The organism is Streptomyces sp. ISL-1 (assembly GCF_018614585.1).
Lineage (GTDB): Bacteria > Actinomycetota > Actinomycetes > Streptomycetales > Streptomycetaceae > Streptomyces > Streptomyces maoxianensis.
Window position 1 is genome coordinate 21,805 of record NZ_JAGGOI010000050.1, and the last position, 12,606, is coordinate 34,410.

Below are 12,606 nucleotides of genomic sequence, written 5' to 3' on the forward strand. Positions count from 1 at the left end.
CCGCGTTCCCGTTCGATTACAGTGCTGCGCCAGGCCATACGTTCGACGTCCAGGGAGGACGCGCGGTGAGCGCAGCAGCCACAGCCGTCTGGGGCCGTGCCGAGCAGCAGGACTTCCGCGCCCGGGTGCGCGGCGCCCTGCTCGGCGGCGCCATCGGCGACGCGCTCGGCGCCGGGGTCGCCGCGCTCACCATGGAGGAGATCCGCGCGGCCCACGGCCCGGACGGGCTCGTCGACCTCGTGCCCTCCCACGGCCGCCGGGGGGCCGTCACCGCCGCCACCCAGCTGACCCTGTTCACCGTCGACGGGCTGATCCGCGCCCAGGTCCGCCGGGACACCGGCGCCTGGCACCCGCCGACCGATGTGCACCGCGCCTATCTGAGATGGGCCGCCACCCAGCACGACTGGGGCCCCGACGAGCGCCGCAAGGACAATGGCTGGCTCGCCCGCGAGGAATGGCTCTACACCCGACGCGACCCGGCCAAGGCCTGCCTCATCGGGCTCGGCGACGAGACCATGGGCACCCTCGAAGCACCCAAGAACCCCGCCGCGCGCGACGCGGGCGCGCTGGTGCGCTCCGCGCCGTTCGGGCTGCTCGTCGGCTGGGAGCCGGAGCTCGTCTGCCAGCTGGCGGTGGAGTGCGCGGCGCAGACGCACGGTCACCCCACCGCGTATCTCTCGGCCGGCGCGTTCGCCGTCGTCGTGCACGGTCTGGCCCGCGGCGAGACCCTCGACGGCTCCGTGCAGCGCGCGCTCGCCCAGCTGGCCGCGCGCCCGGGCCACCAGCCCGTCACGGACGCCCTCAAGCACGCGCTCGGCGCCGTACGCCAGGGCATTCCGAGCCCCGCCAGGATCGCCTCGCTCGGCGAGGGCCATGGCGCCGAGGACGCCCTTGCCATCGCCGTCTACTGCGCTCTCGTCGGCGAGGACATCCGGCACGGTCTGCGTCTGGCCGTCAACCACGACGGCCCCTCCCAGACGACCGGCGCCGTCACCGGCTCGCTGCTGGGCGCGCTGCACGGCGAGACGGCGCTGCCGCCCGCCTGGCTCTGCGAGCTGGAGGGGCGCCCCGCGGTCCTTGAGATCGCCGACGACTTCGCGATGGAGATGACCCAGGGCCCGGCCCTGCACGGGCCCACGGTCACCACGCCCGGCTGGCTGTCGCGCTACCCGCGCGGCTGACGCACGTACGAGGGTGCACGTACGAGGGCGCGCGTGCGTCAGCCGTCCACACCCTCGCGGCCGAGCGCCTTCGCCTCGGCCGGCTCCGCCGGCGCCGGCACGGACGCGGCGGCGAGCGCCGAGTCCGGGCCGTCTCCGTCCGAGTTGATCCGTGCGATCAGGTCGTCGCGCTCGGGGGTGTCCTCCGGCTTGATGAGGCCGATCAGGATGTACAGGACGAGCGAGACCGCCAGCGGGATCGACACCTGGTACTGCAACGGCACGCCGCCTTCGACGCTCCAGCTGATCGGGTAGTTGACCAGCCAGAAGGTGAGCAGGCCGAGCCCCCAGCTGACCAGCGCCGCCGTCGGCCCGCTCTTGCGGAACCAGGGCAGCATGCCCAGCATCAGCGGGATCGCGATCGGACCCATGAGCCCCGCGACCCACTTGATGACGACCGTGATGATGTCACCGAAGAAGTCCGAGTTGACCTGGGTCGCGATGGCCATCGAGAGACCGAGGAAGAGCAGCGTGGCCCAGCGGGCTGCCAGCAGCCCCGCGCGGGTGTCCCATTCGCGGACCTTGCGGGACACGGCGGGCATGATGTCGCGGGTGACGACCGCCGCGATCGCGTTGGCGTCGGAGGAGCACATGGCCATGGTGTGGGAGAAGAAGCCCACGATGACCAGGCCCAGCAGACCGTGCGGCAGCAGCTGTTCGGCCATCAGCGCGTACGAGTCGGCGGGCACCTTCGTGTCGATGATCAGCGGCGCCACCCACATCGGGAAGAACAGCACCAGCGGCCAGACGAGCCACAGCGCGGCGGACAGCCGGCCGGAGCGCTCAGCCGACTTCGCGGAGTCGGTGGCCATGTAGCGCTGGGCCTGGTTCCACATGCCGCCGTTGTACTCGAAGGTCTTGATGAAGAGGTAGGCGATCAGGAAGACCATCATGTACGGGCCGGCCAGCGGCTCCGCGTGGCCCTTGAGTTCCGGCTCGTCCCAGACGTTCCACAGGGAGCTGAAACCGCCCAGTTCGGCCATGACCGCGACGAGCATCGCGATACCGGCGATGAACTGGATGATGAACTGGCCGAGTTCGGTGAGGGCATCGGCCCACAGGCCGCCGACGGTGCAGTACACGGCGGTGACCGCGCCGGTGATCAGGATGCCCGTGTTGAGGGAGACACCGGTGAAGACGGAGAGCAGTGTGGCGATGGCGGCCCACTTGGCGCCGACGTCGACGATCTTCAGCAGTACGCCGGACCAGGCCAGCGCCTGTTGGGTGGGCAGGTTGTAGCGGTTCTTGAGGTATTCGAGCGGCGAGGCCACATGCAGCTTCGAGCGCACGCGGTTGAGCCGGGGCGCGAACACCCGGGAGCCGATGGCGATGCCGATCGCGATGGGGAATGACCAGGTGACGTACGAGGTGACGCCGTAGGTGTACGCGATGGCCGCGTAGCCGGTGAACATCACCGCGCTGTAGCCGGACATGTGATGGGAGATGCCCGACAGCCACCACGGCATCTTGCCGCCGGCGGTGAAGAAGTCGCTGACGTTGTCGACGCGTTTGTGCGACCAGAGTCCGATCGCGACCATCACACCGAAGTATCCGATGAGCACGGTCCAGTCGAGACTGTTCATGTGCCCCCTCCTGGGGTCCGCCTTGTGAACGTCAAAGCTCTTCGTCAGTACGTCCGATCAGCGGCGCCCCCGTGCGGGAGCGGGGACTTCGGGGATTGAACCGCCTGCCGGGGCGGTGGGTCAAGGGGATGCACGGTCAGGGATGTGAACGCAGGTCAGAAAGCAGAACGATTTTGCTTGTTCTTGACCTTCCCGGACGTTGTCGTCAACGTGACGGCGGCCACACGATGTTGGGGCCCCCGCCAAAGACAGGGGGAGGGCACTTCGTCAGGCTCCGCGGATACGACAAGACCGCACGGGACGCGGGTCCCGTGCGGACGTAAAGGAGGTGCCTACCGCATCAGTTCGCCGGCGTTGACCAGTAGTGACTGACCCGTGATCGCCCGGGCCCGGTCGGAGGCGAGGAAGGCGGCGGCCTCCGCCACATCTCCGTCCGTGGCCAGCTCGGGCAGCGCCATCCGCTCAGTGAGCCGCGCGAGCACCTCGTCCTGCGGTACGCCCTCGGTGTGCGCGGTGAACTGGACGTACGCCTGGACGGGCGGCCCCCACATCCAGCCCGGCAGCACGGTGTTCACCCGGATCCGGTCCGGGCCCAGCTCGCGTGCCAGCGAGTACATCGCCGAGGTCAGCGCGCCCTTGGATGCCGCGTACGCCGCCTGCCACACCTGTGAGGGCGCGGCCACCGCCGACTGCGTACCGATGATGACGACCGAGCCTCCGCGCTCCTTCAGCGCCGGCAGGCAGGCCCGGGTCATCCGCAGCGTCCCCAGCAGATTCACATCGATGACGCCCTGCCAGGTTTCGAAGTCCGCGTCGGCCAGGCCGCCGAAATAGCTGTCCCAGGCGGCGACATGGACGACCGCGTCGATCCGCCCGAACCGCTCCAGCGCGAGCGCGGCCAGGGCGTCGCACTGCGCCTCGTCGGTGATGTCCGTGGCCCGGTACGCGGTCCGCGAGCCGTCGGGGTCGATGTCCGCGGCCGACTTGGCGAGATTCCCCTCGGTACGGGCCCCGAGGACCGCGTTGCCCCCGTCCCGCACGACGGTGGCGGCGACCTGATGCCCGAGTCCGGGCCCGACGCCGGAGACGATCACTGTCTTCCCGTTGAGCAGCATTCGCGGCCTCCCGGCTATGGCAGTTCTTCTGACGGAGCGTCAGAGTAGGTTCCCGCGCCGACGGAAGGAAGGGGAGCGGACATCGTGAGCGAGGACATACGCAACGGGGCCGCGGGTGACGAGGGGACGCGCGGTCAGGACGCACGCGGTCAGGACACGCGCGGTCAGGACACACGCAGCGAGGTGTACGCGGAGCTGGCGGGCGTCGGACCGTACGGGGTGCGCCCCGGCCACGCCCTGATCACCATGGTCGAACCGCACCCCGGCCATGAGCGCGCGTACAACCGCTGGTACGAGGACGACCACTACTACGCGGGCGCGATGGCGATGCCCTGGATGTACGCGGGGCGGCGCTGGGTCGCCACGAGGGAGCTCCAACTGCTGCGCTACCCCGAGAAGTCGGCGGTGGCCCAGCCCGTTACCACGGGCTGCTACATCTCCACGTACTGGATCACTGAGGGCCGCTACAGCGACCACATGAAGTGGACCGTCGGCATCAACAAGCGGCTCAACCGGGACGGGCGCGTCCACCAGGACCGTACGCATGTCTTCACGGCCTTCCAGGACCACGAGGCGACCGTCTACCGGGACGGCGCGGCCGGCCCGCGTGACTACCACGCGCTGGATCATCCGTACGCGGGCCTGGTGGTGGAGGTGATCGACGCCGACGGGCCGGAGCAACGGGCCGAGCTGCTGGAGTGGCTGCGTACGAAGCATCTGCCACAGCGGCTGGCCGGTTCCCGCGCGGCGATGGTGACGGTCTTCCGGCCGACTCCGCTGCCGGGCGACCGGATGACCTATGTGAAGCAGGTGGAGGGCGTCGACACCCGGCTGACGCTGCTGTGGTTCCTCGAGGAGGACCCGAGGAAGCGTTGGCAGTCCGCGTTCGCCGGGCTCGACGCGGCCGTCGCCGAATCGGGGCTCGGGCGGGTGGAGCTGGTGGCTCCCTTCATCCCGACGGTCCCCGGTACCGACCGCTACGTAGATCAACTTCGCTGAGCCGAAGCGCGGGACGGAAGCGGGTGGGGATGGTCGTGGGGGCGTGGCCGAGCCCCCTCGGCCGGGACGGCGGACCAGTCGAGAGGGCTCTGTCAGATGGTGCTCTTGGTGCTCTGTGCTGCGTCGGTGCGCGGTGTTCGGCCTGCTCCCCCAGAGTCGTGCTCAGCCGAGATCGAAAGCGCCGTGCCCCACTTCGTTCACGAAGGAGGTCCACGACTCGGGGATGAAGGTGATCGACGGGCCCGCGGCGACTTTGGAGTCCCGGACGGCAATGGCCCGCACGACGGGGGACTTGACCTCTACGCATGCGCCGTTTCCTGTGGAGTACGAGGACTTCGTCCAGGTATCCGTGGCGCCCTGAATGATTGCCATGTTCGCTCCGCTTCGGCAAGTGGTGTCATTTGCGCCAACGTTCTTGTTGGCGTGATCGACGCTACTCGCCGCGATGGGTGCGCGAGGCAGGCGTTCACTCGACCGGATGGCATATTCCATGGGCTCTTCCGCCCCACCGGGGCGAGGGTGTACCTTACGGTCCGCCTCGCCGCAGTGGCCTTTCCGAGGGGGAATCGGCAGACTCGTCAGCCGTCGTGCCGGTGCCCGTATCAGTGGGCGTACTCCTTTGCGATGTCCGCGATGAACTGCCTCGTGTGATCCACGTTCAGGGCCTGGGCGCGCAGATGCTCGTACATGACGCTGTACTTCTGCACATCGTTGGCCTTCTCCAGGTACAGGTCGCTCGTCACGCCCTCGATGTAGACGACGCTCGAGTCGGCCGCGTCCGGGAACTCCAGGATCGCGTACTGGCCGTTGATGCCCGGGTGGGCGCCCATCTCGAAGGGCAGCACCTGCACGGTGACATGCGGCAGCTGGGACAGCTCCACCAGATGCTCCAACTGCTCGCGCATCAGCTGCTTGTCGCCGACGATACGGCGCAGCGCGGCCTCGTCGATCACCACCCACAGCCGCAGCGGGTGCTCGGTGTCGTTGACCCGCTCCTGGCGGCGCACCCGGACGCTGACCCGTTTCTCGACGTCGGTGGTGCCGCTCTCGGGCAGCGCGCCGGCGATCAGCGCCTCGGCGTACTGCCGGGTCTGCAACAGACCGGGGACGACCTGGGGTTCGTACACCCGCAGGCTGGCCGCGTCGGTTTCCAGGCCGATGTACACGCTGTACGGGATGTCGCCGAAGGCGTGCCACCAGCCCTGCTGGCGGGAGTCCTTGGCCATCTGCATCAACGAGTCGACTATGCGGTGGTCCTCGACCTCGTACACCCCGCACAGGTCGCGGACGTCGCGCTGACTGATCGAGCGGCGGCCGTTCTCGAGGCGGCTGATCTTCGACTGGGAGACGAGAAGGCGCTCCGCCACCTCTTCGGCCGTCATGCCCTTGAGTTCGCGGAGCCGGCGCAGCTCCTGGCCCAATCGGCGTCGCCTGACGGTGGGGTTGACGTTGGACGCCACGGAAACTGCACCTCCGGCTGCGTAGCTGAGCGTATCTATTGCTCAGCAGATTGCCACCAATGGTCGTGGCTGCGCTGCCAAATGGCCACACGGCTGCACGCGCGAACGCGCGGGGCGGCGCTGTGGCTGCCCCGCGCGTCCTGTGCGGCTCCCGAACCGGGTCATGGGGACGTCGGTGCGGCGGACCTTGTGCGGTTGTTCCTGGAAAGCGTGGTGCGGTTCGTACTGTTCGGTGCTGCTGCGTCAGTGCGCGGCGACGCGGGCCATGCTTCCGCGGCGTGGTTGCATCGACACGGCCGCCGTCGGCTGTCGGCTGCCGGGCTGTGCGGTGGGATTACGGCGTGGCTGAGCGGCCACACCGTTCTGGACGTCCATCACGGCGTGCGCCACGAGTCCGCCCATGGGGTCGTGCCTGATGAGGTCCCGCAGACGGGACCTCGAGGAACGCCCTTCGTTCCCGGGGTACAGGTGCTTGCCGAGTCCGACCGCGTGGGCCAGCGCGGCGAGCGCCGCGGTCCGCGGGTCCGGCGGTACGCCGGTGCGGATCGCACTGTCCAGCCGGGCCCTGATGTCCCGGCTGATCGCCGTCTCCGTCGCCTGGTAGCGAGTCGTCGGCAGCACTCCGCACATCTGGCCCGCCACGGCATGCACCATGCCGCACCGCTCCAGATGCGAGAGGTAAATCTGGCGCAACCCCAGTCGGGGCCCGCCAATCCAGTGAACTGCCCGAACCGGGCTGCCGCGTCTGCGCAGCAGTTCCAGTGCGGAGTCCAAAGTCGGATCTCCGGTCGGCCGTGGCATCACCACGGCGATACGATCCCCGTCTGGGGCTATCCGTCCTGCCAGAGCCAGCTCTACTAGCTGAGCTCCGGCCAGGCCGAGGTCGAGCGACTGCGGCTGCGCTGTGGTACCCGTGGTCGGGTCCAGAGCGAGCAACAGAAGCTCCTCCGGAAGTGTTCTGCGGCTCCTGCCCATCCATGCCTCCCCGCGTGGATGAATGACAGGGTGACCCCTCTCACATTGGTCTGTCGAGAGCGCGTGGGTGCTTTCTGCGGGAACCGGCAGGTATGTCGTTCTCGTCTATGCGCGGGGGCTGTCTTCTCACACAGGACACTGGTAGATGGTTCGGACAACACGGGCTGCCGGTCTGACGGCGCCTGTGCGATGTGTATTTGGGCATTTGGGCATTAGGGCACAACGCACAACGCAAGACGCATGACGCATGGCGCATGACTCATGGAGGAGGCACGGTGGCGGGCGAGTCCCCCGACAAGTCGGAGCAGCGGAAGTCGTCGGGGGAGACGGCTCCGGGTGAACGCGACCCGCGTCTCGCCGTGTTCCGCGCATCTCCGGGGGCGACGGCCCCCGGGGTGGACCAGCCGACGGCGGTGTTCAAGCTCCCGGCGTCCGAGCGGAGCGGCGGACCGGGCGCGGACCAGGACGCGGGGGCGGACTCACGGTCCGGCACGGGGGCCGGCTTGGAGCCGGACATGGGTGCCGGTTCGAAGCCGCGTACGGAGCCGCGTATGGAGCCGGGTACGGAATCGGGCTCGGTGGAGAACGACGTGAGGCTGCGCTCGGCGGTGGCGGCGTGGGTGGCCGGCGCGGACGGGGACGCGGAGGCGGGTGAGCAGACGGAGTCGCAGGCCGAGGATCCGGAAGCGGACGCTCCGGACGCGGTGGACGCCTCGGGTGGCGATGGTGCGGCTGAGGATGCGGCTGACTCCGTGGAGCCGGATGCCGGCGGTCGTGAGGATGCGCCTGCCGACGATGCGGACGCGGACGTTGTGGACGCCTCGGGCGATGACGTTGCGGCTGAGGATGTGTCTGACTCCGTGGAGCCGGATGCCGGCGGTCGTGAGGATGCGTCTGCCGACGATGCGGACGCGGACGTTGTGGATGCCTCCGACGACGGCGTTGCGGCTGAGGATGTGTCTGACTCCGTGGAGCGGGGCGCGGAAGGGCGTGAGGACGCGCCTGGAAGCGTCCGTGACGCGGTCGCGGGCGAGCAGGCGGAGTCGCAGGCCGAGGATCCGGAAGCGGACGCTCCGGGCTCCGTGGACGCCTCGGGTGGCGATGGTGCGGCTGAGGATGCGGCTGACTCCGTGGAGCCGGATGCCGACAGTCGTGAGGACGCGCCTGCCGACGACGCGGACGCGGACGTTGTGGACGCCTCCAGCGACGACAGCGAGGCCGGCCCGGCCGACGCGTCGACCGGCGAGACCGGCGCTGACATCGAGGACGCCCCCGGCGACGGGACGGCCGCAGCGTCGAGCGACGGCGGACCGGCCGCGACCGCTCCCGACGACGAGGCGAAGGCGACCGCCGGTTCGGCGGAATCCGCCGGAGTGAAGGACGACGCGCCGTCCGCCAAGGACAAGGACGACGCGCCGTCCGCCAAGGACACCGCCGACGCCGCGGACGCCCCCGCCGACGGGACCCCCGCGCCGAGCGCCGACAAGCCGCGGGACCGCACCGCCGGTTCGGCGGAATCCGCCCCCGCGAAGAGCGAGGCAGCCAAGCCGGACGCGTCCCCCGACGCCAAGGCCAAGGCCGCGCCCACCACGTCCGGATCTGCGGAAGCAAAGCCGTCCAAGCCTGCCGTCGATCAGCCCACCGCCGCGTTCAAGGCGCTGCGGCGGCCCGCGGTCGACCAGCCGACCACCGCGCTCAAAGTGCCCCCGAAGCCCCGGCCCGGGGCGTCCGCCGAGTGGAGCAGCACCTTTGTGCCGCTGCGGACCGAAGCGGCAAGTACAGCTGCTCCGGCCAAGCCTGAAGCGGCGCCCACGCCTCCCGCCTCGCTCACCGAAGCCGAGCGGACCAGGCAGCAGCCCATGCCGCCGCTGCCGCCGCTCGACCTTCTCGCCGAGCTGACGAACACCCCGCCGCCGCCACAGACCCCTGTCCGCACCGTCATGCGGCGGATCAAGATCTGGACGCCGCTCGTCGTTCTGCTGCTGATTATTTTTGCTGTCGCACAAGCTTTCCGCCCGCTCCCCGAAGCCGAACTCGCCCTCTCCGCCGAGCCCACCTTCACCTTCAAGGGCGGACAACTCGCCCTGCCCTGGGCCGACGAGGGCCAGGGGGCCGTCGAGGTCGAGGGCGTCGGCAGCATGGGGACGTACGGCGCGCAGAAGCCCGCCCCGATCGCGAGCATCGCCAAGACGATGACGGCGTACGTGATCCTCAAGAACCACCCGATCAAGGGCGCGGAAGTCGGCCCGAAGATCACCGTCGACCAGCAGGCCGAGGACGAGTCGAAGCTCGGCGACGAGTCGACCGCGCAGATCTCGACGGGGCAGCAGTTCACTGAGCTGCAGATGCTGCAGCTGCTGATGATCCCGTCCGGCAACAATGCCGCGCGCCTCCTCGCCCGCTGGGACGCCAAGTCCGAGGCCGAGTTCGTCAAGAAGATGAACGACGCCGCCAAGGAACTCGGCATGACCAACAGCACCTACACGGACCCCAGCGGCCTCAAGGCCACGACCGTCTCCTCCCCGCAGGACCAGCTCAAGCTGGCCAAGGCGGTCATGCAGTACGACGTGTTCCGGAAGATCGTCAACACGACCTTCACCACGGTCCCCGGCATCGACGGGCAGATCAGGAACAACAACGACAGGGCCCTGCTGAAGGAGGGCGTGGGCGGTATCAAGACCGGTTCGTCCACCCCGGCCGGCGGCAACCTGCTCTGGTCGGCGAACGTCGTGGTCGACGGCCAGGTGCGCCGTATCGTCGGCATCACGATGGGCGTTCAGAAAGCCGCCATCCTCAACGACAAGCTGGAGCTGGCGATCACCCACAGCATCAGGGTGATCGAGGCCGCCCAGGCCGGCGTAACCTCCGCGACGGTCATCAAGAAGGGCGATGTCGTCGGGTACGTCGACGACGGCCTCGGCGGCCGGACCCCCGTCGTCGCCACCAAGGAGTTCAAGGCGGTCGGCTGGGCCGGTCTGAAGATCGAGATCGAACTCGCCGACGGAGGCAGGACGATCCCTCACACGGCCAAGGCGGGCACCGTCGTCGGCCAGCTGTCCGTCGGCTCCGGCACCGGCAGGGTCAGCGCACCGGTCGCGCTCCAGCAGGACCTGGCGGAACCTGGATTGGGCGCCAAGCTCACCCGCATCGGCTAGCAGCCGGCAGGCGACGCGGGCGTCCTGGGGGACCGGGACGCCCGCGTGCTAGCGTCCCGTGGCAACTTCGGGGCGACTTCTTGGCAACTTCGGGGCGCCGGGAGAGCGTCCTTGAGGGAGGAACACCGGCACGAAGTCAGCACCAAGCACGCCGGAGGTTGGCAGGCCGGGGGACAACGGCGCAGCCGGGGAGGACGGGGAGAGCCGCAGTGACCACCGCTGAGCCGACACAGGCGAACGGCAGCAGCAGCCCCGACGCCGGGCCGCGAATACCCGTCCCGCTGCCCGGCGACGCGGACCCCGGCCTCCTCGACGATCTTCGCGACCGGCTCAGCCGCCACCCCGTACCCCTCGCGACGGCACTCGCCGCGCTGACCCACCTGATCTGGTTCTTCTTCCTCGCGAACAGCGGCGGCGACATCGCTGCCCAGGACGCCTGGGCCGAGTTCGTCGGCCGCCACCCCGACTCCGCGTACAACCTCGCCTGGTACGGCGGGATGCATCCGGTCTCGTACAGCGTCGTCTCGCCGTATCTGATGTCCCTGCTCGGCGTCCGCTCCACGATGATGGTCGCCGGTACGGTCTCCGCCGCGCTGACCTCGCTGATCCTGGTCCGCGTCCGCGCTGTCCGCAATCCCGTCGCCTGCTCGCTGGCCGGGGTCTTCGCCTTCCTCTGCAACGCGCTCTCCGGCCGGGTGACCTTCGGTCTCGGAATGATGTTCGCGCTGGGCGCGGTGGCCGCGGTCTTCTGCTGGCCGCACCGCTGGAGAACGAATCGCTGGGCCAAGGCAGCGGTGGCAGCCCCGCTCGCCGGCCTCGCCACCGCCTCGAGCCCGGTCGCCGGGCTGTTCCTCGGCGTCGTCGCCGCCGCGCTGTTCCTGAACGGCCGCCGGCCCGGCGCGTACACCCTCGGGCTCGCCCCGGTCGTGGTCGTGGCGCTCTCCGCCTGGCTGTTCCCCTTCTCCGGTACGCAGCCGATGTCGTTCTGGTCGACCTCGTTGCCGTTCCTCTACGGGGTCTTCGTCCTCGTTCTCGTACCGAAGGACTGGCGCACGGTCCGCGCCGCCGCTGCGGTCTACACCCTCGGCACGCTGCTGACGTGGGTGATCGATTCCCAGATCGGTTCGAACGTGTCCCGGCTCCCGATGCTCTTCGCGGGCGTCGTGCTGCTGGCGGCGCTTCCGTACACCGTCCCGCGCTCCCGCAAGTGGTACGCGCTCGTCATCGCCTTCCTCGGGATGAACTTCTGGATAGGCTTCAAGGCCGTCGACGACATGGTGCGTACGGCCCCGGCCGCGTCGTGGAACCGTGAGCTCGCGCCGCTGGTCAACAGGCTCCAGCAGGTCCGCGCCGAGCGTGGCCGGGTCGAGGTGGTTCCCGCGAGCAGCCACCGTGAGGCGTCGGCTCTCGCTCCGTACGTGAATCTGGCCCGCGGCTGGAGCCGTCAGGCGGACATGAAGCGCAACCCCCTTTTCTACGACGCCGACAAGCCGCTGACCTCGGCCGGCTACCGGGCCTGGCTGGACCGGTGGGCGGTCCGCTATGTGGTGCTGCCGAAGGGTGAGCCCGACTCCAGCGGGGCGAAGCAGGAGGCGGAGCTGGTACGTGACGGGCAGCCGTATCTCACGCGAATCTGGAGCGACGCGAACTGGCAGATGTTCGCGGTGAAGGACCCGATGCCGCTGGCCGCCCTGCCCGCCACGGTTGACCACGCCGGCGCGGGAGAGCTCACGATCCATGTGAAGACGGCGGGCCGGGTGCTGATCCGGGTCCCGTACTCGCCGTGGCTGAGCATCGTCGACGAGCAGGGCCAGAAGGTGAGGGAGCCTGAGGAGACGGAGGAGTCGAAGGCCGGCGAGGAGGAGCCGAAGACCTTCGACAATCGGAACGGTTGTCTGCTGAAGGCGGAGGAGGACACGGAGGGCGACGAGTGGACCGAACTGCTCGCGCCCGCCCCGGGGGTCTACCGGCTGGCGGCGCCGTACCAACTGCCGCGGGGGACACCTTGCCCCGATGAGCTCCGCTGACCACTTACAACCGCTCTCCCATTACCCGCGTTAACACCTATCTCCGCCTGTTGCGCTGATGCATAGTGGACT

At 69.5% G+C, this 12,606-nt stretch carries 9 protein-coding genes; 4 read left to right on the forward strand and 5 right to left on the reverse strand.

From position 1 onward, the window contains the following. The first annotated feature begins 65 nt into the window (after positions 1-65). Positions 66-1,181, forward strand: a complete 1,116-nt coding sequence (locus J7E87_RS30320) for an ADP-ribosylglycohydrolase family protein (RefSeq protein ID WP_215097805.1) — start codon at positions 66-68, stop codon at positions 1,179-1,181. Between the two features lie 38 nt (positions 1,182-1,219). Here the strand turns inward: J7E87_RS30320 and J7E87_RS30325 are convergent, their stop codons facing one another. After that, a complete protein-coding gene (locus tag J7E87_RS30325; RefSeq protein WP_215097806.1) occupies positions 1,220-2,803 on the reverse strand; it encodes a sodium:solute symporter family protein in 1,584 nt (527 codons plus the stop codon). A gap of 332 nt (positions 2,804-3,135) precedes the next feature. Beyond that, positions 3,136-3,918: an SDR family oxidoreductase gene (locus J7E87_RS30330; protein ID WP_215097807.1), complete on the reverse strand. Its 783-nt coding sequence runs from the start codon at positions 3,916-3,918 to the stop codon at positions 3,136-3,138. A 183-nt stretch (positions 3,919-4,101) separates the two neighbouring features. On the opposite strand from J7E87_RS30330, the gene J7E87_RS30335 reads away from it, so the two are divergent. After that, on the forward strand, positions 4,102-4,917 hold the full coding sequence (locus J7E87_RS30335; RefSeq protein WP_215097829.1) for a hypothetical protein: 816 nt from the start codon (positions 4,102-4,104) through the stop codon (positions 4,915-4,917). A 162-nt stretch (positions 4,918-5,079) separates the two neighbouring features. Here J7E87_RS30335 and J7E87_RS30340 read toward each other — a convergent pair whose 3' ends face one another. From J7E87_RS30340 to J7E87_RS30350, 3 genes are all read right to left on the reverse strand, one after another. Beyond that, a complete protein-coding gene (locus tag J7E87_RS30340; protein ID WP_215097808.1) occupies positions 5,080-5,289 on the reverse strand; it encodes a DUF397 domain-containing protein in 210 nt (69 codons plus the stop codon). Between the two features lie 230 nt (positions 5,290-5,519). Then, entirely contained in the window at positions 5,520-6,377 is an 858-nt protein-coding gene (locus J7E87_RS30345) for a helix-turn-helix transcriptional regulator (RefSeq protein ID WP_215097809.1), read from the reverse strand. 243 nt (positions 6,378-6,620) lie between these two features. Further along, entirely contained in the window at positions 6,621-7,352 is a 732-nt protein-coding gene (locus J7E87_RS30350; protein WP_215097810.1) for a GPP34 family phosphoprotein, read from the reverse strand. A 254-nt stretch (positions 7,353-7,606) separates the two neighbouring features. Between J7E87_RS30350 and J7E87_RS30355 the strand changes: the two genes are divergently transcribed. Both J7E87_RS30355 and J7E87_RS30360 read left to right on the forward strand, forming a co-directional pair. Further along, positions 7,607-10,507, forward strand: a complete 2,901-nt coding sequence (locus J7E87_RS30355; RefSeq protein ID WP_215097811.1) for a serine hydrolase — start codon at positions 7,607-7,609, stop codon at positions 10,505-10,507. Between the two features lie 209 nt (positions 10,508-10,716). Further along, entirely contained in the window at positions 10,717-12,534 is a 1,818-nt protein-coding gene (locus tag J7E87_RS30360) for an MFS transporter (protein ID WP_215097812.1), read from the forward strand. Positions 12,535-12,606 lie beyond the last annotated feature (72 nt).

What these genes read in the sequence shown, in the direction of transcription:
- J7E87_RS30325 (WP_215097806.1), bottom strand. Translation starts at nt 2,803, where the DNA reads ATGAACAGTCTCGACTGGACCGTGCTCATCGGATACTTCGGTGTGATG.
- J7E87_RS30330 (WP_215097807.1), bottom strand. Translation starts at nt 3,918, where the DNA reads ATGCTGCTCAACGGGAAGACAGTGATCGTCTCCGGCGTCGGGCCCGGA.
- J7E87_RS30340 (WP_215097808.1), bottom strand. Translation starts at nt 5,289, where the DNA reads ATGGCAATCATTCAGGGCGCCACGGATACCTGGACGAAGTCCTCGTAC.
- J7E87_RS30350 (WP_215097810.1), bottom strand. Translation starts at nt 7,352, where the DNA reads ATGGGCAGGAGCCGCAGAACACTTCCGGAGGAGCTTCTGTTGCTCGCT.
- J7E87_RS30355 (WP_215097811.1), top strand. Translation starts at nt 7,607, where the DNA reads ATGACTCATGGAGGAGGCACGGTGGCGGGCGAGTCCCCCGACAAGTCG.